This is a genomic window from Sorangium sp. So ce124 (assembly GCF_051525235.1).
In the GTDB taxonomy this organism is placed as follows: Bacteria; Myxococcota_A; Polyangia; order Polyangiales; family Polyangiaceae; genus Sorangium; species Sorangium atrum.
Genome location: NZ_CP150312.1, coordinates 9,279,659 through 9,297,759, shown reverse-complemented (window position 1 = coordinate 9,297,759; position 18,101 = coordinate 9,279,659). Strand labels below are relative to the sequence as shown.

Sequence of the window (18,101 nt, the reverse complement as noted above, 5' to 3'; positions counted from 1 at the left end):
CTCCGGGGCCGCGCACCGCGGCGCTGCCGCAGGTCATCAGAGCGCGCGCGGCGCTCACACCCCCGCCGATCAGTTTTTCGTGTAGTCCGGACGACGCGGCTGCGCGAGCGCCAGGTGCGCCGGCTTGCCGTCGCTCTCGCTGCGCGTCCGTGGAGCGCTGGCGGATGGCGTGGTGTCCTCGCCGTCGTCCGGCATCGGGAAGTAGGACCGAGTCCCGGAGGGCGGCGCGATGTCCTCCACGTCTCCCCCTTGAGCGGCGCGCTCCGCTCTGCAGTCCTCGCAATAGCGCGCCGCGTCCCATGCGATGTCCTCGAGACCCAGCTTCCGCAACCACGCGAGCTCCCACATCTCCCGCGCGCTCACGTGGATCGCGTTTCCCGAGCGGGGCATGGTGGTGGTGTTGATCGGCCGACGTTTGGACATGGGCGCTCCTTCTCGGCTGAGGCCGCCCATTCTGCCGTCGACGAAGCTGCTCGCCCAGGGATCTCTCGCGAAAATCGTCGACATTGCGCTTACTTGCCGCTGGCCGTCTAAGATTCTCACGGGATGACATGATTTTCCTCACTCTCCGCGGCGCTCGTCGGTCGCGACGTTCCAGCAGCTCCCACCGCTTCCCGGCACGCCGGCGCTCTCCGGCGGACCGCCGGGCGCGGCGCTGCCGCCGTCGCCGGCCGTGCCGGCGGTGAACTGCACCGCCGGCGCTGCGTTCGGGGAGCCCGGCCATGCCGTGGGCGACAAACGGGCGCCGGCGGCAAGACAACGGCCTCGCAGGGCAAGACAGCGGGCGCCAGCGGCAAGACAACGGTCTCGCGCGGCAGGACAAGAGGCGCCGGCGGCAAGACAGTGGGTGCCAGCGGCAAGACAACGGCCTCGCGGGGCAAGACAGCCCGTCCCAGCGGCAAGACAACGGTCTCGCGGGGCAAGACAGCCCGTCCCAGCGGCAAGACAACGGCCTCGCGAGGCAGGACAACGGGCGCCGGCGGCAAGGCAGCGCGCGCTTGCAGCAAGACAACGGCTGCCGGTGACACCGGGAGCGCCCACCTTTGCCGGCGCTGACGAGCATGCGAGCGCCCCGCCAGCGAGCGAATCGTACGGCAATTGTCAAGAGAAAAAGGCGAGGAGGGAGTCGCTGTTCCTGGACTGCGCGCCGAGCGCGGGGGCTGAAGACGATCCAGCTGTCCCCCGGCCAACCCTCCGGCGTGATGGACCCCCTCCGCGCTGCGGTGGTGATCCGCCGGTCGCCCTGCCGAGCCGTTTCCGGCCTCCTCTACCTGTCTAGTTCCGGCGAGAGGCCCTGGTTCGCTGCGCAATCGTCCGCCGGCCTCATTTTTTTTCCTGCGACTCCGGTGACGCTGTGCGTTGGATGACGCAGCGACGTGGTTGCGGGGGGCGGGGAGGGGAGGAGTGCGGCCAGGTTCGAGGACGCAGCGCGCGAGCTCGGCGGTGGCGCCATCGGCGCCGCGGTGATCTCCTGCGGCTTCGCCGCCGGCCCCGCCCACGCGCCGCGCTGTGGGCGGGCCGGGAGGGGACGCCTCGCTCGCCCCGTTGCGGCTCATCGTTCCGCGCCGGTCCGTCGCGTTGCCCGAGTGCGAGGCTCGGCTGCTCTCACCCATGGCGTCCTACTCCCGGGAGTGTCGTGTTCAGGGGAGAGCGCTCTGCTTCCTCCCAATCGGACGCACTGGCAGGGCTCGCCCCGCCTCCGTCGGGCTGTAGCGGGAAGCTCGTCAGGGGGGCAGCGCGACGGGCGAGCTCTTCCCCTGTGGCGGCGCGGACAGGGCGCGGTGGCCGGAGCTGCGGCAGGGGAGGCGGCGGGAGCTTCGCCTGCGGGCTCCTGGCCGCGAGCTCGGGAGACGGCACCACGGGAGGTGGAACGTCGAGCGCGCGGGGAGGTATCGGCGGCGACGCCGAGCTCTCACGCTCGGTGACGGGCTCGCCGGCCTGGATCACCGCGGTATCCTCCGCGTCCGTTCGGCGATCGTCGTGCAGCCGCCAGAGGCGCTCCCAGTACCGCGCCGGCGTGCCGGTGAAGGTCTCCAGCTGCCGCGCGAGGCCGGGCGTCATGGGCAGGTCGCTCCTCAGCAGCCGCTCCACCTCCCTCGGTTCCAACCCCGTGCACTCGGCCAGCTTTCTCCTCCACGAAGGCGTCGTCGCACAGAACGACTCGAGGACCCTTCCCGGCCAGGGGACGGGGCGCCCTCGGGCGTCTCTCAGCTCGGCGAGCGCCGCGTCGACGTGACAGTCCAGGAGCCGCCGGTATCGATCTCGCTCCCCCGCTGCCTGCGCCTTTGCATCGGTGAGGGCTGCCTCCTCTTCAGCATGCGCCTGCTCGCGCGCCTCACGAAACCCCCGCTCCCGTCCCAGCGCTTCGCGCGCGGTGACCGCGAAGCCGATCGCGACGCACGCGATCATCGCGAGCCCGAGCGGCGAGACGAGCCACATTGCACCCAGCATGTCCTCCATGTTCCCTCCTGAACCGTGAGCACTCCTGTCCGATGCACCGCGGAGCCCGGCCTTGTGCTGCCCGACCTAAGGCACCGGGCCCCACAGCCCGTCGGAGCAGACGAGGAAGAGGTCGCCCGGCGCGGTGGCTTCGACGCGCGATTCGATATCGACGTCCTCGCCGGCCCCGAGCGCGCGGGTGATGACGTTGGCCCGCTCGCTGAGCGCCTCGACCGCCTCCCGTGCTCCGCCGCCGTCGCCGAGCGTGTCTTCCAGCACCGTGTGATCCCGAGTCAGCCGCTGCAGCGTGCCGCCGCGCATGCGGTAGACGCGCGAGTCACCGACGTGCGCGATGTAGGCCATGCCGGGCGCGAGCAGCACGCCGGCGAAGATCGTCGCCATGCCGCGCTGCTCGTCGTGCTGCTGGCTGGCCTCGTAGATGGCCCGGTGGGCGCGTCGCACGCCGAGCATGAGCCGCACCTCGTCGCGGTCGCCGGGGGTCCAGGTCTCGGCCGGCGCCGCGCCGCCGCGGGGCCAGGTCCGCTCCATGTCGGCGTCCTCCTCGAAGCAGCGCTGGACCACCTCGATGGCGATACGGGACGCGACCTCTCCGGCCGCGCTGCCGCCGAGGCCGTCGGCGACCAGAAACAGCCCCAGGTGCGGCAGGGCCGCGAAGCTGTCCTCGTTGTGGCTGCGGTGGCGGCCTACGTCCGATTGCGCCGCCGCCTCGATGGCGAGCTGTGGGTACACGATCGTCCTCCTCGCGTGCTCGTCGCCAAGACGAGCCGAGCCATGGCGCGCCGCGCTCGGCGGCGCGCGTTTCTTTGTTCCTGCTCAAGCCGCGCCGCGCGCGGCCTTCGGCCTACGTCTACGTCAGCGCGGCCAGCGCCGCGCGGTACATCCTCCTGAGCACGCCGAGCTCCGCGCCGCGCCAAGCGCGCGGTGTGTGGCTCGGCCGTGCGGTCATCGAAGCTCCTGCTCTCCAGCCGTCGCGCCGTCGGCGCCGGCGTTGTCGGTGATGTTGTTGCTGCCGCCCGGACCGCCGGTGCCCGGGGCGCCGGGGGTGAGCGAGGTCTGGCCCTGCTGGACGACGGGCGTGCCTCGGAAGGCGATGGCGAGCGAGGGACCGCCGAGGCCGCCGCCGCCGGGGCCGCCGTTGCCGCCCTTGCCGCCTTGACCACCGGCGCAGCCGGGATTGGTGCCGCCGACGCCGACGCCGCCCGCGCCGCCGTTACCGCCCAGGCCTCCCGGCTGCAGGTCGCCGCCCTTGCCGCCGTTGCCGCCGCGTCCGGCAGTGAGCGTGCAGCCGATGAGGGTGACGCTGGCGTCGACGCTGGCGAGGGCGATGCTGGCGCCGCCAGGGCGACCGCCCCCTCCGGCCAGGCCGCCGCAGCCGCCAGCGCCGCCGCTGCCGCCGCTGGCGCCCGCGCCCGAGACGCCGCCGGTGCAGAGGCGGCCGCCCTTGGCGCCGCCGCCACCACCGCCGCCCTGTCCGGGCGTGCCGGGCGTGCCGTCTCCGCCGGGGACGCCGGTGTAGCCCGAGCGGCTCAGCGTGCCGTTACCACTCGCTCCGACGCCGGGTTCGCCGGCGATGCCGCTCACTCCAAAGTCACCGCCACCGTTGGGCTCGTTGCCAGCACAATCCCAGGCTCCATTGACCGGCTCGCCGAGACCGCCACGTGCCGTCTCGGCGGTGCCTTGACTGGTCGCGCCATCGCTGCCTGTGTTCACGTTTCCATCGCCGCCTGCACCGCCGATCGAGAGCACGCCGCCGTCGCATGCGTTCTCTACCAGCGCGCCACCCCGCAGTGTCGCATCGGGCCCTTCCACCGCATCGAGGTCGCTGCACGCATCGACGCCGTTGCTGCCGGCCGGCGCGCGCTCGGGCGCGACGCTCGGCGCGTCGTCGCCGTCGTCGCCGTCGGCGGCGTTGCCGGCGACGAGGGCGCATCGCGCGAGCTCGGCGGTGGCGCCGTCGGCGAGCACGGCGATCGACGAACCGCCCTTGGCCAGCGCGTCGTGTGCGCGCGCCTCGATGTCCTCGAGGCGCGTGGTGCCCTCGCCGCGCGCGAGCGTTAGCGGGATCGCGTCGGCTTCCGGCGCGACGGTAGTCTTCGTCTGCGCGCCGATCCAGGTCCAGCCGCTTTCGCAGTCGAGGCCGCCGAAGAGGGCGACGCCGGCCGGGACCTCGACCGACTCGCCGAACGGCTCGGCGCAGGCGTACACGTCGCTGCCCGTCTCCCGAGCGCGCCGGAGCGCCTCGGCGAGCGTCTTGACCGGCTCGGCCTTGGTGCCGGCGCTGCCGTCGTTGCCGCTCGCGGCGACGAACACGCCGCAGCTGTCCGACACGGCGTCGTTGGTCTCGCTCGGCACGCAGCCTACAGCGCTTGGATCGCGGTCCCAGAGCCCACGATACTCCTCGCACATCAGCGTGAGCTTGCAGTCGTTCGCGCGATCGCTCCACACGCCATCGCATCCGCTCAGGAGAGCGGCGGCGAGCCCGACCGTGCCGAACGTCGAGGTTCGCGTGCGCCACGACCTTGCTTCCTTGCGATGTCTCATCACCAAGCTCCCTGCGCGATGATCCCGGCGCTGCGCGCACCGACGTTGGGAACCAACCGCACGCTGCGCGCGCTCGCCGACGCTCTGGCTGGCCACAGCGAATACGTCAGCGCTCCAGCGAGTAGTAGCCCCGAGGTCACGTAGGCGATGCGCGCCGCATTGGAGAACGCGTCGACGCGCGCTTCTCCGTCACGAACCTCCGCGCACGCTCCGATGTACTCGTCCGGGGCGTCAATGCAGGCACCGCCTGCCGTCCAGATCGCGGTTCGCTGAGTGCGCGTCGCCGCGATCGCGTCGTTCGCCGCCACGGTCGTCCCGATGCCCACGCCGAGCGCCACGGCGCTCGCCGCGCCGAGCGCAATCACGGGGATCCAGCTGCGCTGCTCGATGCGCCCCGGAACCGCGACGTGCTGCTCCGGCTTTGCCGCAGGCTGTTCGGCGCTCGGCCCGTGCCCCTCCGCGTCGCCCGCCGCCGTCTTCTCTCCCGCGTTCACCGCCGCATTTCCCTTCGCAGCCACCATCGCCAGCGCCACCGCGGCGGTCTCTCCCTTGCCGACGCGCACGGTCTTCTGCGCGGGCGCGTAGCCGTCGAGTCGCGCTTCTACTGTGTGCTCGCCGGGCTCGACGAAGAGCTCGCCGGCGAGCGGGGCCTTGCCGGCGGGCTTGCCGTCGATGAGCACCTCGGCGAGCGGGGCGCTGACGGTGACGGAGAGCGCGCCGACCTGGGCCCGCGACGTCGCGAGCCGCTGCTGGGCGGTGGGCTTGAGGTGTGCGACGGCGCTGAGCAGCGGCCAATGCCGGAGCGCGAAGGAGAGGTGCTCCGCGGCGCGCGCGTGTTTGCCCTGCTGGTAGGCCGCGCTCCCGACGTTGTACGCGACGTCGAACGTCGGTGTGAGCGCCCAGGCCTCGAGAAAGACCGCCTCGGCCTCCTTCCACTTCTTCTCCGAGTAGAGCTGCACGCCCTGCTTGTAGAGCGCGTCGGCGCGCGCCGTCGCCTCGTCGGGCGCCGCAGCCTGCGGCGATGCGGGCGCCGCGCCCTGCGGCGGAGCGGGCACCGCGCCCTGCGGCGGAGCGGGCTGGGCGAGCGCGCGGCCCGAGGGAGCGAGCGCGCACGCGAGGGCGAGCACGGAAGCGAGGCATCGTCGGTTCATCATCAAGAGCTCCAGACCGGAATGAGTGTCCTGGGGCGGGCCTGCGCCGTCCCGTTCAGTGCATGATATCCGCCGCGATCTCGGGAGGCGCCGGGGAGACCTCCGCCGGAGGCGGGCGGGCCCCGGCCGGCGCGCGCGGCGCCGGGACCGCAGGGCGTGCGCTCGCGCCTGCCTTCTGCGGCGGCACCTCGGCGCTCGTACCTGCCTTCGGCGACGGCGCTTCGTCGCTCGCGCCTGTCTTCGGCGGCGACGCCTCATCGCTCGCGCCTGCGTCCACGGCCGGCGGCGCCGCTGGGCGCGTGCCTGGCTCCGCCGCCGTCGGCGCTCCGGCGCTCGCGCCTGCCGCCGCCGCCGCCTCGGCGCTCGGCCGCCCAGACGCCGTCATCGCCCCCGAGGAAGCCACGGGCGCCACGGAGGCGACCGGTGCCTCGGAGCGCCTGAGCCGAGAGAAGACCTGGTGCGTCGCCAGCGGGCCCAGCACCGCGACGGCCAGGAGAACGGCGATGCGCCTGCGCGACGTGCCGCGCCGCCGGTCCCGCAGCGGCGGCGCGGCGTCTCGCGAGGACCCCCGCGCCGCCCCCGGAGGCGTCGCCGCGGGCCGCTCCGGGGTTGCCACGTCAACGCGCGCGGCACCGCCTCGCGCAGGACCCGCCCCGGTCTGCCCTCCCGCGACCTTCGCGGCCGCAACGGGCGCGACCGGCACGACCGGCGCAGCGGGCCCCGGCGCGGGCGCCTCCGCCTGCCTGGGCGGCGCGACCACCATCGGGAACTCGAACGGCGCCCGCCCAGGCTCGTTCCCCTGCCGGAGATCGTCGAGCGCCCGATCGAGCTCCGGGTTGTTGATCGCCTCCCGGTACCGCTCCTCCGCCAGCGCCGGATCCGCCGTCCGCGCGATGGTCTTCAGATCCGGCATGTACTTGCGGATGTCGTCGTCGTCCCTCGCGCCCATCTACGGCCTCCTCGGGTGCGGCTTCGGCGCCGGCGCGTGCTTCACGGGGGCGCGCCTCGGCGGGCTCTTCGGCATCGGGTAGAAGTCGTCGGGATCTTCGAGGAGGCGCTCCGGCCAGAGCGCGTCGTCGTCGGAAGCGCGCGGAGACGACGGCCGCGCCGGCCGCGACGCGCGGCCGGTCGACGGCGCAGCCGGAGCGCTCCGGTGCGGGGCCGCGGGTGCCCGTGAAGGAGCCGCCGCAGGCGTCGCGGCGCTCGCAGCCGGCGCGGCTTCCGCCGGGGGCGCGGCTCCCGCGGGCGGCGCGGCCGTCTCGAGCTGCGCCGCGGCGGTCGTGAACGACGCCGGAGGTTCCGGCGGCGGGACGTCGCGCGCGGCGACGTCGGCCGTGACCTCCGCCGCGGCCGTCGCCGTCGGCGCGGCCGGCGGCTGGCCGGCGCCCGCGGGCGCCTCCGGCGCAGGGGCGACCACGGCCGGGCTCGCCGCCGCGGAGCTCGCGAGCGCGGGCGCAGGCTGCTCCGGCGATCCCGCCTCGATGCCGCGCGCGACGAGGACGCCCGTCGCCGCCAGGGCGACGAACACCATCCCGAGCGTCGGGGCCGTCGCGAAGCGCGACAGCGCGCCGGGGACGCGCCTCGGTCCTGGCGCCGCAGACGCGCCAGGACCGGCGCGCGACGTCCGCTCGTCTACCTCGGAACGCGGTGCCGGAGCCGGAGGCGACAGCGGCGCCGCCGCCGACATCCACGGCGACGCCTGCGCCGCCGGCGGCGGCGTTACCGCCCCAGGCGCCTCCTGGTGCGGCGGGAGGCTCTCGTGACTCGCGCGCAGCGCGTCCGGAGGCGCGCCGAACGCCTGCGTCGCGACGTCAGGCTCGGATCGGGCGCGCGCCGGCCACGCGGGCAGCGGCAGGGTCGTGGGCATCCGCTCCGTGAACCCCTTGCCGCGCAGCTCGCCCGAGGCGCTGCCGCTCGCCGGTGCGAACGGCAGCGCGCTCGCGAGCGGCACGAGGCGAAGGGGATCGAGCGGCACCGTCGCGTGGGCGGCGCCCGCCGGCGTGGCGGCCGGCGGCGCCGCGACAGCCGCCACCTCGGCGCCGGTCGGCCGGGCGGCGCTGGCCGTCGCAGCCGCCTCCGCCTCGCTCGCCGGCCGCGCGCCGGCGTCACCCGAGCTGTCCGATCGGTCGAGATCGGCCGCGGAGAACGCCGCCTGGCGCGCCACCGTCCACCGCCCGTGCGCGAGGTGCTGCGCGAGCGCATGGGCCGGCGGCACCCGCCGCTGCAGGACACACTCGTCCACCAGCGCGCGAAGCGCGCTCTCCACCTCCGTGAAGGTCTGGAACCGCGCGTTGCGGTCGATGGCGACGCACCGGGCCACGAGCGGCCACACGATCTCGGGGCAGTCCGGGACGAGCTCGTGCACCGGCACCGGCTCGGCGAGGAGGTGCCCCGCGAGCGTCTCCTCGGCCGACGGCGGATCCGCGTCGTTGATGAACAGGTGCGTCCCCGTCAGCACCTCGTAGAAGATCGCCCCGAAGGCGTAGATGTCGGCGCGGCTGTCGGGCTTCTGGTGCGGAATCTTCTTCGCCAGGCTGTAGATCGTCTTCACCTGCTCCGGCGACATGTACCGGATCGTCCCCACGTCCGGCATGTCGTCGGTGTTCAGGCCCCCGTCGGCGAACTTGGCGATGCCGAAATCGAGCAGCCACACGTGCCCCCGCGCGTCGCCCTCCGTGCCGATCATGATGTTCTCGGGCTTGAGATCGCGGTGCCAGATCTTCTTCGAATGGACGAACCGCATCGCCTCGGCGACCTGGAGCATGATGTACAGCGCGTTCAGGAAGTCGAAGCGATACGCCCTCGTGAGCAGCCGCCGCAGCGTCCTGCCCTCGAGAAACTCCATGACGATGAACGCCACGTTGTCCGGGGAAACGCCGGCCCGCCGCATCGACACGATGTGCGGGTGCCGGAGCTTCGGGTAGAACTTGCACTCCTGCCGGAAGCGCCGCGCGAAGTCCTCACGGCTCCGGTGCCGCGGCGACATGCACTTGATCGCGACGATATCCTCGGAGTACTCGTCGACGGCCCGGTACACCTCGCCCATGCCGCCGCGATCGACGACATCGGTGATGCGGTACTCAAGGAAGGTGTCGCCCGGCTGGAGCGGCGCAGGGAGGCTCATGCGCGGACCTCCGTGCGGGCGCGCCGAGAGGGCGTAGGGGGTCTCCTGACTGTGGAGGCAGGTCGCGGGAGGCGACAGCGGGCGCGCATGCGAGGGCTCCAGGTGCAAGGGCTCCTACATGGAAATTCACCTCCTCGACCTCGGTTCAGACAGAAAAAATGCACGGGTCGAGCCGGGCGCGCGGCAAGTCCAATTCTTTCGATAGGTTACCTGCCGCTCTGGCGCTGGGGCGGAGCGGCGCGAGCGAGGCGCACGGACGCCGGGGGAAATCGTCACGCCGGGACCACTTTTTCTGTCCGAACCCGCCGCGACCCAGTGATTTATCTCAAGGAGGGACACGGTGGGCACCGCGTCCCCGTAGCCATCCAGGCAGCGCGCGTGACGGCGCGCACGAGGGCCACGATGACAGGCGACCCGTCGCAGGACGACATGCTGGCTGATGAAGGCGAAGATCCGGTGATCGAGACGTGCCTTCGAGACGCCCTGGCTCCCTTCACGAAGGTGCTCTCACCGGAGCAGCTCCTCGATTATCGGCGCTATCTCACGGTGTTCATCAAGACGCACCCCTCGGCCGCCCCGCTGTACGAGCGGCTCCGCGGGCGAGCGGCCCTCGATGCGAGCGCCGCCGTGCCGAAGGAGAGCGACGGAGATGACGAGGACGGCGCTCTGGCGTGGCCGAAAGGCATGTGGGGAGGGCGCGGGTGAGCGACTCTCGGCCCCCGCGCGTGCCGGACCCGCGCCGCGATCCACGCGTCGCACGCACACTCCCGGAGGTGCGCCGCATCGCGCGCACCGTCGCGCGCACCTACGGGGTGCGCGCGCACGACGTCGTCGAAGAGTGCGAGCAGATCGCCTGCCAGGCGCTCGTCGAGGCATTCTCCGGATTCGATGCCTCGCGTGGCGTGCCCCTCCTCCACTTTGCATGGAAGCGGGTCGTCGGCGCCGTGCGGGACTGGATCGCTCGCGAGGCGTCGCCCTCGCGTGCCGGGGTCGACGCCGGGGACGACGTCGCCGACGCGCTCCGGTTCGACAGCGATCCGTTCGAGAGCGACAGCGCGACGCGTGAGCGGCTCTCGGGCTACTGCCGAGCGCTCTCCGTCGCCCGTTTTCTGGGCGACTGCCCGGAGCTCCTCGACGCCGGGCCGCACGACGCGCTCGTGCGCGCCGAGGCCCTGGACGCGCTCGTCCAGGCGCTCGATCGCGTGGATGAGCGCGAGCGGCGCCTGATCGCGCTGCGATACGGGAGCGACCTCTCCTGGGCGAAGGTCGGCGAGGAGCTCAGCGTCCACGAGAAATTCGCCCAGAGGCTCGATGAGCGGCTCCGCGAGCGGTTAGGACGAGCCCTCCGCCAGCAAGGGATCTGCGAGGCCCCGCCGGCGGAGGGGGAGTAGTGTATACAGCTCAGGGGAAGATCTCGCGCTCTCCATACACCGCGGCGAGCCGCTGCAGCGCCACGGCATAGGCGGCGAGGCGCAGCGTGCACTTCTTCTGCCGCGCCATCTCGGTCACCTCGCGGTAGGCCCGCTTCATCGCCTTCTCGAGCCGGGAGTCGACCTCCTCGAGCGTCCATGTCTCCGAGCGCTTGTTCTGCACCCACTCGTAGTAGCTCACCGTGACGCCGCCCGAGTTGGCGAGGACGTCGGGCAGGATATGGATCCCGCGCTCCAGGAGGATCTTCTCCCCCTCGGGCGTGCACGGCCCGTTCGCGCCCTCCGCCACGAGGCGGACCTGCAGCCAGCTCGCCTCCTCCACGCCGACCTGGTTCTCCAGGGCCGCCGGGATGAAGATGTCCGCCTTGAGCCGGAAGAACTCCTCGCGGCTGATCGGCTTGCCGGCGGGGTAGCCCGCGATCGAGCGGTTCTTCTTCACGTAGTCCTGCAGCTTGTGCGGATTGAACCCTTCCGGATTGTAGAGATACCCTGTGTGATCGCCGACCGCGACGGTCGAGGCGCCGAGCTTCGACAGGAGCACGGCCGTGTTCGAGCCGACGTTGCCGAAGCCCTGCACGAGCAGCGTCGAGCCGCCGAGGTTCACGTCGTTGTCCTCGGCCCACTCGGTGATGCAGTGGACGACGCCCTGGCCCGTCGCCTTCTCGCGACCGTACGTGCCGCCCGACGCCACCGGCTTGCCCGTCACGACGCCCTTCACCGCCTGCTTGAAGAGCTGTCCGACGGTGTTCATGTACGTGTCCATGGCCCAGGCCATGGTCTTTGCGTCGGTGCCCATGTCGGGAGCCGGGATGTCCGTCTCCGGGCCGATGTTTCCGCCGAGCGCATGGAAGAAGCGGCGGGTGATCCGCTGGAGCTCGGCGCGCGACACCTCGTTCGGGTTGAACTTGATTCCCCCCTTTCCGCCGCCGAGCGGCAGGTTCATGAGCGCGCACTTCCACGTCATCATCGCGGCCAGCGCCTTGAGGTCGTCGAGCGACACCGTCTCGTGATATCGAATGCCCCCCTTGAACGGCCCGAGGAGGTTGTTGTGCTGGATCCTGTAACCCTTGAAGAGCCGGATGCTGCCGTCATCCATCCGTACAGGGAAATTGACGATGATCTCGTTCTTCGGCTGGCTCAGGATCGTGGTGATGTAACCCGGCAGCTCGATCAGCCGGGCAGCCTCGTCGAGATAACCCTGGACGACTTTGAAGAACTCGTATTTGTGCCTGTGGCTCGGAACAGCAGGGACGCTCACAGGCGGAGTCGTGTTCTTGGTACTGAGTTGTTCTTCCATGGCTATGTAACTTTCTAGTGCGCCGAGCCCTTCCGTTCAACGTCGGGCGCAACCATGCGATGCGTCATCGTGGTTCCGGACGGGCGGGGCGATGCGTCAGGCCGCCAGTGTGCGAGGAGGCGCCGCGTTGACGGCGGGGAAGCTGCGTCGGGCGGCGAGGCGGCGCGTGCGTGCGATGTGGGTGTCGCGCATCGATGGATGCGCGGTCTTCTAACCGCGCACCGCGCACGACGCGCGGCGCGCGGCGCCGTTCAGGGCCTCGACCACAGGACATACAGATAGGTGATGGTCCCGGTGACGAGCAGGGCATCGACGCGGTCGAGGATGCCACCGTGGCCGGGGACGATCCCGCCAGAGTCCTTGATCCCGAAGGAGCGCTTGAACAGGGACTCCCCGAGGTCTCCCGCCTGACCGAGGCCGCCCGCGACGATCGCGAGCGCGACCGCGTCCACGAGCGGCAGCGATCGGAGGAACCAGAAGTGGGCAAGGAGCGCGCCGATCACCGCGAAGAGCAGGCCGCCGAGCGCGCCCTCGACGGTCTTCTTCGGGCTCACGGCCTCGTAGAGCTTGCGCCGACCGAGGAAGCGGCCGGCGAAATAGGCGCCTGTGTCGGAGAACCAGGAGAGCAGCAGGGCCAGCACCACGAACGAGGGGCCGTCGGCGCCCGCGTCGCGGCGGAGGAGCGCCAGCGCGCCGAGCCCGCCGCCGACATAGAGCGGGCCGAAGGTCATCGCCAGCACGCGCAGCGCCGCGGTGCGCATCTCGCCGAGGCGCACCAGCGTGATGAGCATCGCGACGAACGGGAGCAGGAAGATCAGCGCGAGCAGCGCGCCCGGCGAGCCGCTGAATCGCCAGATCACGCCGAGGACGGCGAGGGTGAGCGCGACGCCGATGGCCCGCGACACGCGGTCGTCCGCGTGCGTCATCGCGAAGAGCTCGAGCGCGCCGATGGCGGAGGCGGCCGCGACGAGCGCCGCCCAGCCCCAGCTCGGGCCGAGGTAGAGCAGCGAGAGGAGCAGGGGAGCGGCCACGATCGCGGTGGTGACCCGCATCGCGAGGTTGGAAGCAGCCAATCTCAGACCCCCGTCCGTGAGCCGTCGTGGGAAGCATGCGAGGCGGGCGCGGCGATCTCGCGCGCGCGCCACGGCCGCTCCACGTCGAGCGCATCCGCGCGCGACGTGGACGACGGCTCGCCCCCGGAGCCGCCCTCCCCGTCGTGCGCGGGCGGGGCGGCGCCGTCGCGCCGCTGGTAAACCGCGATGGCGGCGAACAGGTCGTCCTCGGTGAAGTCGGGCCACAGCCGCTCGGTGAACGACAGCTCGGCGTACGCGGCCCCGTAGAGCAGGAAGTTGGAGAGCCGCTGCTCGCCGCCGGTGCGGATGATGAGATCCGGCTCGCCCACGCTCAGGCTCGGCAGCCGCGCGGCCAGCAGCTCCCCGTCGATCGACTCCGGATCGAGCCTGCCGGCGACCGCCTCCATCGCGAGCTCGCGCGCCGCGGCGGCGATCTCCTCGCGCGCCCCGTAGGACAGCGCCAGCGCGAGCGTCATCTGGCGGTTCGTCGCGGACGCCTTCCGGAGCGGGTCGAGCACGTCGCGCACGCCCTCGGGGAGCCGGCTGATGTCGCCGATCGCGACAAGGCGGATGTCGTTCTCGAGGATCTCGCAGCGCTCGCTCATCAGGTACTCGCGCAGCAGCCCCATCAGCGCGTCGACCTCGTTCTGGGGCCGCGCCCAGTTCTGCTCGCTGAACGCGTACAGGGTCAGCGCCTCGACGCCGAGCCTCCGGCAGACGCGCACGATCCGCCGCACGGCGGCGCTGCCGGCCTTGTGCCCGGCCTCGCGCGGCTCGCCGCGCAGCTCCGCCCAGCGACCGTTGCCATCCATGATGATTCCGACGTGGCGCGGGAGATTTCTGGCTTCTACAAGGTTCATCGGCGGGGGCAGTTTCCCTTGTTGACTACCGACTGTCGACTGTTGAGTCTTCACGCCCATGAGCACAGGGGTTGGTCTCACGGTCACGCTGCGCGTCAGGATGGGCGCGCACGACGCACATTACGCGGGCGAGCTGTGCGATGGAGCGCGTATTCTCGCGCTCTTCGGCGACGTCGCCACCGAGCTCCTGATCCGCCTCGACGGCGACGAGGGGCTCTTCCGCGCGTACGAGGCGGTCGAGTTCCTCGCCCCGGTCAGAGCAGGCGACTTCATCGAGGCGACCGGGGTGGTCACCAAGGTCGGCGCCACGTCGCGCACGATGGCGTTCGAGGCGCGCAAGGTCGTCGCCAGCGTCCGCGAAGCCGGGGTGGCGCCCTCGGCGGCCGACGCGCTGGCCGAGCCGATCATCGTGTGCCGGGCGCTCGGCACCTGCGTCGTCCCGAAGGAGCTCCAGCGTCGGCCGCGCCTCGTCCTGCCGGCGCTCTCGGCGCCGCCCCCGGACCACGCGCAGCTCCCGGAGCCCCGGCCGATCATCACGCCGCCCCCCCGGATCCTTGTCACGCCGCCGCAGAGCGCCCTCATCCTGACGGCCGCGATCGTCGGCGCGGAGACGACCCGGGCGCAGACGCCGCACCTCCCCATCACGGCGCGCGAGCTCGCCGACGAGGCCGCCCGCTGTCGCGACGCGGGCGCCTCGGTGGTCCACCTGCACGTCAGGAACCCGGACGGGTCGCCGAGCCAGTCGCGCGCGCTGTTCGCCGAGGCGATCGCCGCGATCCACGAGAAGACGGACGTCATCGTCCAGACGTCGACCGGGGGCGCCGTCGGGATGGGCGTCGACGAGCGCGCCCAGCCGCTGCTCTGCAGCCCCGAGATGGCCACCCTGAACTGCGGCACGATCAACTTCGGCGACGGGATCTTCGACAATACCCGGCCCCTCATCCGGGACATGGCGGCCCGCATCCGCGCGGGGGGGAGCGTCGCCGAGCTCGAGTGCTATGAGGTCGGCCATATCCATGAGGCGCTCAGCCTTGTCGCCGAGGGGCTCCTCGCGGAGCCGCTCCACTTCCAGTTCGTCCTGGGGGTGCCCGGCGGCATCGCGGCGCGCGAGGACGTGCTCCGGTTCATGATCACCCAGATCCCGCAAGGCGCCACCTGGGGCGTCGCCGCCGTCGGCCGCCACCAGCGCCCGATGACCGAGCTCGCCATGCAGCTCGGCGGGCACGCGCGGGTCGGGCTGGAGGACAACATCTACCTGGACAAGGGCGTGCTCGCCGAGGGGAGCGCGCCGCTCGTCGCGCGCGCCGCCGCCTTCGCGCGGAGCGTCGGCCGCGAGGTGGTCGAGCCGGACCGCGCGCGCCAGCTCCTCGGGATCCGCCCGCGCGCCGCGGCGGCCCAGGCCGGCGCGGCCTCCGGAGGGAGCGAGCGCGCGCAGGGATGACGGACCGACCGCTCTCGCCCTGGCTCGATCACCTGCGCGGTCGGCTCCCGATCGCGCTCGGCATCGCTCTCCTCGGGGCCGTCGCGCGGCTCTCGGCGCCGCCCCCGCCGGCGCGGACCGCGGACGCCATCGCCGGGATGCTCGGGGAGGCGATCGGCGGCGCCGTCGGCCCGGACGACTTCGTCTGGGAGGAGCGCGGCGGGTTCTTGTCCGACGCGCTTCTGGGCCGCCGGGTGCTGTTTCTGGGCGTCCCGCGCGTCCCGCGCCCGGGCGACGCGGAGCGCGGGCCCGATGCGGAGCGCGCCCCTGACGGGCGCGGCGCCGCCGACCTGTACCGCGCGCGCGTGCGGCTCACCCGCTCCGGCCGGCCGGTGAGCCTGGACGGCGTGCGCAACCTGACCGGGACGCCCCTCGGCGATGATCGCGGCCTCGTCGCCCGCGGCAGCCGCGTCGCGGTGACCACCTCCGCCTTCGGCGTCGTGCAGGGGATCACGCAGCTCGATCTTGGCGGCGATGGGCGCGCGGGTGCGCGGCCCCTCGGCGAGCGGCTCCGCGCGGCGATCGACGGCTGGCTCGAGACCGGGAGCGTTGACGGCGCGTCGCGCACCGAGATCTCGTTCGACAACCCGCCCGCGTCGGCGCGGCTCGACCTCGTCGACGAGGGCCTGGTGATGGCGCTCGGGCCGGAGGCGGTCCCGGCGGCGCTCAACGCCAGCACCGGCGAGGTCGACACGGGCGGACGTGATCCGTTCGTCGCCCGCGCGCACCACCTCCCGCGCCGCGTACCCTCGCTCGGGGAGCTCGCCGGGCCGTCCGCCGAGCGCCTGCTCGGTCCGACGGCGGCGGCTGCGGTCGAGCGGCTCGCGCTCGCCGCGGACCGCGCGACGGCGAGGGTCCGCGCCGCGCAGGCCGCCGCGTACGTGACCCGCGGCCCCGCGTCGCCCGAGCCCGCGCCGGAGGGGTGGCCCTCGCTCTGGCCGCCGCCGCCGGTCGCGCCGGCGGTCGACCCCCCGCTCCCGGGGGAGGGCGCCTGGGAGCTGGTGGCGCCCTCGCTCCCGCGCGCGCTCCCCGGCGTCGAGGACGATCCGCAGCGCCCCTCCAGCCCGTTCGCCGCGACGACCCTCCGGCCCGATCCGCGGCGGCCGGAGCTGCGCGTCCACCTGCTCGCGATCGACACGCGGCACATCCGGTTCACCTTGCAGGCGGGATACGAGGCGCCCAGGCCGACCGTCGGCCCGCGCGGCACGGGGCAGCTCCCCCACGCGTCGACGCTTCGCGGCGCCATCGGCCTCGGCGCCTCCACGCGCGAGCCCGGCGCGCCCCACGCGGGGGCGGAGGCGCTCGGCATGGTCGTCGGCGGCCGCGCGATCGTGCCCCCGCGCGACGGCGCGGCGACGCTGGGGGTCGACCTCTCGGGCCGGCCGTACTTCGGCGCATGGCCGTCGGGCGGGGATGTCGAGCGCGTCCCCTGGGCGCTCTGGCAGCGCCCGGCGGCCTCGAGCCCCGGCGCGCCCCGCGCGGAGGGATCCACGCGCTTCCCCTGGGCGCTCTGGCAGGGCCCTTCGCTCTTCGAGGCAGGGAGCGCTGCGGCCCCGCTCGCCATCCTCGCCGGCCCTCCCGCGGAGCGCGCCTCCGCCAGCGCGGCGCTCTCACCCGACGACGGGGACGACCTGATCGTCGAGCGCGCGGCGCTGTGCATGACCGACCGCGGCTTCGTTGTCCACGCGTGGGGCAGCGCCCTCGACGCGGCCGCGCTCCGGGCGGCGCTCGAGCGCGCCGGGTGCCTCTCCGGCGTCTCGCTGGGCAGGGCGCCGGACCCCCTCGGCGTCGCCTTCCTGAGCCCCCAGCAGGACGGCATCTTGACCGCCGAGCGCCTCTCGCCCGCGATGTCGATCGCGCCGCCGGAGCACGCCTCGGCCGCGTCGCCGCGCCCCTTTCTCTTCTTCGAGTCGCGCTGGACGCACGGTCCCCCGCCGCCGGACCTGTCGCTGCCGGGCGAGAGCGTCGGCTGGACCGAGGACGGCGGCGCGCAGCCGCCCCCGGCGTGGAGCCCGGCCGTGTACGCCGCCGACACAGTGCACCTCGGCGCGCAGGTCCGCGTCCACGCCTTCGCTCCGGACCGGTTCCTGTTCCGCCTCCGCGCCGGCTCGCGCGAGATCTCGCCGCGGAGCGCGCCGAAGCTCGACGCCGAGGTGCCGGCCGACGAGCGGAAGCAGGTCCTCGCGGCGATCGGCGTCGGCACCGGCCGGCGGCGGGGCCCGCGCGGGCTCGCCGTGGGCGGCACCGTCGGCCTTCGCTTCCGCGGCGAGGGAGGCTTGCTGCTGGTCCGCCAGGGCCGCATCGAGATCCGCCCGGCGGGCGGCGCCCCGCTCGCGCCGAGCGCGGACGCGACCGAGCTGCCGCTCACCGCCGACGACGGCAGGCTGCGGCCGGAGGCGCGCGAGATAGGGACCATGCGCCGCCGCAGCGCTGCCTGCGTGCTCGACGACGGCACGCTGCTCGTGGCCACGACCACCTTCGACAGCGACGAGGCGACGACCGAGGCGCTGCTCGACCTCGGCTGCGCCCGCGTGGTCGCGCTGGATCGCGGCGCGCACCGCAACGCGTTCGTGCACCGGGCCTCCGGCGACCCCGCCCTGCAGCAGACCTACGAGGAGACCGCGCTCTTCGCGGTCGGCGTCGCGATGCCCGGCCGGGCGCGCCGGCTCGCCCCCTGAGCGCGGG

General features: G+C 73.4%; 15 protein-coding genes. 4 read left to right on the top strand and 11 right to left on the bottom strand.

The features are described 5' to 3' along the window. Positions 1–69: 69 nt before the first annotated feature. From WMF19_RS34895 to WMF19_RS34860, 8 genes are all read right to left on the bottom strand, one after another. Positions 70–423, bottom strand: coding sequence for a hypothetical protein (locus tag WMF19_RS34895; RefSeq protein WP_437894312.1), 354 nt, complete (start codon positions 421–423; stop codon positions 70–72). Positions 424–561: 138 nt separating this feature from the next. Then, on the bottom strand, positions 562–693 hold the full coding sequence (locus WMF19_RS34890) for a hypothetical protein (protein ID WP_437894311.1): 132 nt from the start codon (positions 691–693) through the stop codon (positions 562–564). 912 nt (positions 694–1,605) lie between these two features. After that, positions 1,606–2,460 (bottom strand): helix-turn-helix transcriptional regulator, encoded by an 855-nt coding sequence (locus WMF19_RS34885; RefSeq protein ID WP_437894310.1) that lies wholly within the window; start codon positions 2,458–2,460, stop codon positions 1,606–1,608. A gap of 66 nt (positions 2,461–2,526) precedes the next feature. Next, positions 2,527–3,189 carry a PP2C family protein-serine/threonine phosphatase gene (locus tag WMF19_RS34880; protein WP_437894309.1) on the bottom strand — a complete coding sequence of 221 codons (663 nt, stop codon included), beginning with the start codon at positions 3,187–3,189 and terminating at the stop codon, positions 2,527–2,529. A 213-nt stretch (positions 3,190–3,402) separates the two neighbouring features. Further along, the gene (locus tag WMF19_RS34875) at positions 3,403–5,001 is read right to left on the bottom strand and encodes a PGRS family protein (protein ID WP_437894307.1); all 1,599 of its coding nucleotides are present in this window, start codon (positions 4,999–5,001) and stop codon (positions 3,403–3,405) included. Then, positions 5,001–6,155 (bottom strand): PEGA domain-containing protein, encoded by a 1,155-nt coding sequence (locus tag WMF19_RS34870; RefSeq protein WP_437894306.1) that lies wholly within the window; start codon positions 6,153–6,155, stop codon positions 5,001–5,003. Before WMF19_RS34870 ends, WMF19_RS34875 begins: the two co-directional genes overlap by 1 nt. A gap of 52 nt (positions 6,156–6,207) precedes the next feature. Then, positions 6,208–7,101 carry a hypothetical protein gene (locus WMF19_RS34865; RefSeq protein WP_437894305.1) on the bottom strand — a complete coding sequence of 298 codons (894 nt, stop codon included), beginning with the start codon at positions 7,099–7,101 and terminating at the stop codon, positions 6,208–6,210. After that, positions 7,102–9,276 (bottom strand): protein kinase domain-containing protein, encoded by a 2,175-nt coding sequence (locus WMF19_RS34860; protein ID WP_437894304.1) that lies wholly within the window; start codon positions 9,274–9,276, stop codon positions 7,102–7,104. A gap of 402 nt (positions 9,277–9,678) precedes the next feature. On the opposite strand from WMF19_RS34860, the gene WMF19_RS34855 reads away from it, so the two are divergent. Together WMF19_RS34855 and WMF19_RS34850 are read left to right on the top strand one after the other, a co-directional pair. Next, positions 9,679–9,981 carry a hypothetical protein gene (locus WMF19_RS34855; protein WP_437894303.1) on the top strand — a complete coding sequence of 101 codons (303 nt, stop codon included), beginning with the start codon at positions 9,679–9,681 and terminating at the stop codon, positions 9,979–9,981. After that, positions 9,978–10,667, top strand: coding sequence for a sigma-70 family RNA polymerase sigma factor (locus WMF19_RS34850; RefSeq protein WP_437894302.1), 690 nt, complete (start codon positions 9,978–9,980; stop codon positions 10,665–10,667). Before WMF19_RS34855 ends, WMF19_RS34850 begins: the two co-directional genes overlap by 4 nt. A gap of 10 nt (positions 10,668–10,677) precedes the next feature. Here WMF19_RS34850 and WMF19_RS34845 read toward each other — a convergent pair whose 3' ends face one another. The 3 genes from WMF19_RS34845 to uppS form a co-directional block, all read right to left on the bottom strand. Then, positions 10,678–12,003 carry a Glu/Leu/Phe/Val family dehydrogenase gene (locus WMF19_RS34845; RefSeq protein WP_272095135.1) on the bottom strand — a complete coding sequence of 442 codons (1,326 nt, stop codon included), beginning with the start codon at positions 12,001–12,003 and terminating at the stop codon, positions 10,678–10,680. 251 nt (positions 12,004–12,254) lie between these two features. After that, complete coding sequence (locus WMF19_RS34840) at positions 12,255–13,076, bottom strand: phosphatidate cytidylyltransferase (protein ID WP_437894301.1); 822 nt, start codon at positions 13,074–13,076, stop codon at positions 12,255–12,257. A gap of 2 nt (positions 13,077–13,078) precedes the next feature. Then, positions 13,079–13,936 (bottom strand): polyprenyl diphosphate synthase, encoded by an 858-nt coding sequence (gene uppS / locus WMF19_RS34835; RefSeq protein WP_437894300.1) that lies wholly within the window; start codon positions 13,934–13,936, stop codon positions 13,079–13,081. A 58-nt stretch (positions 13,937–13,994) separates the two neighbouring features. Here uppS and WMF19_RS34830 point away from each other — a divergent pair, with 58 nt between their 5' ends. Beyond that, complete coding sequence (locus tag WMF19_RS34830; RefSeq protein ID WP_437894299.1) at positions 13,995–15,377, top strand: 3-keto-5-aminohexanoate cleavage protein; 1,383 nt, start codon at positions 13,995–13,997, stop codon at positions 15,375–15,377. After that, the gene (locus WMF19_RS34825; RefSeq protein WP_437894298.1) at positions 15,374–18,094 is read left to right on the top strand and encodes a hypothetical protein; all 2,721 of its coding nucleotides are present in this window, start codon (positions 15,374–15,376) and stop codon (positions 18,092–18,094) included. Before WMF19_RS34830 ends, WMF19_RS34825 begins: the two co-directional genes overlap by 4 nt. Positions 18,095–18,101 lie beyond the last annotated feature (7 nt).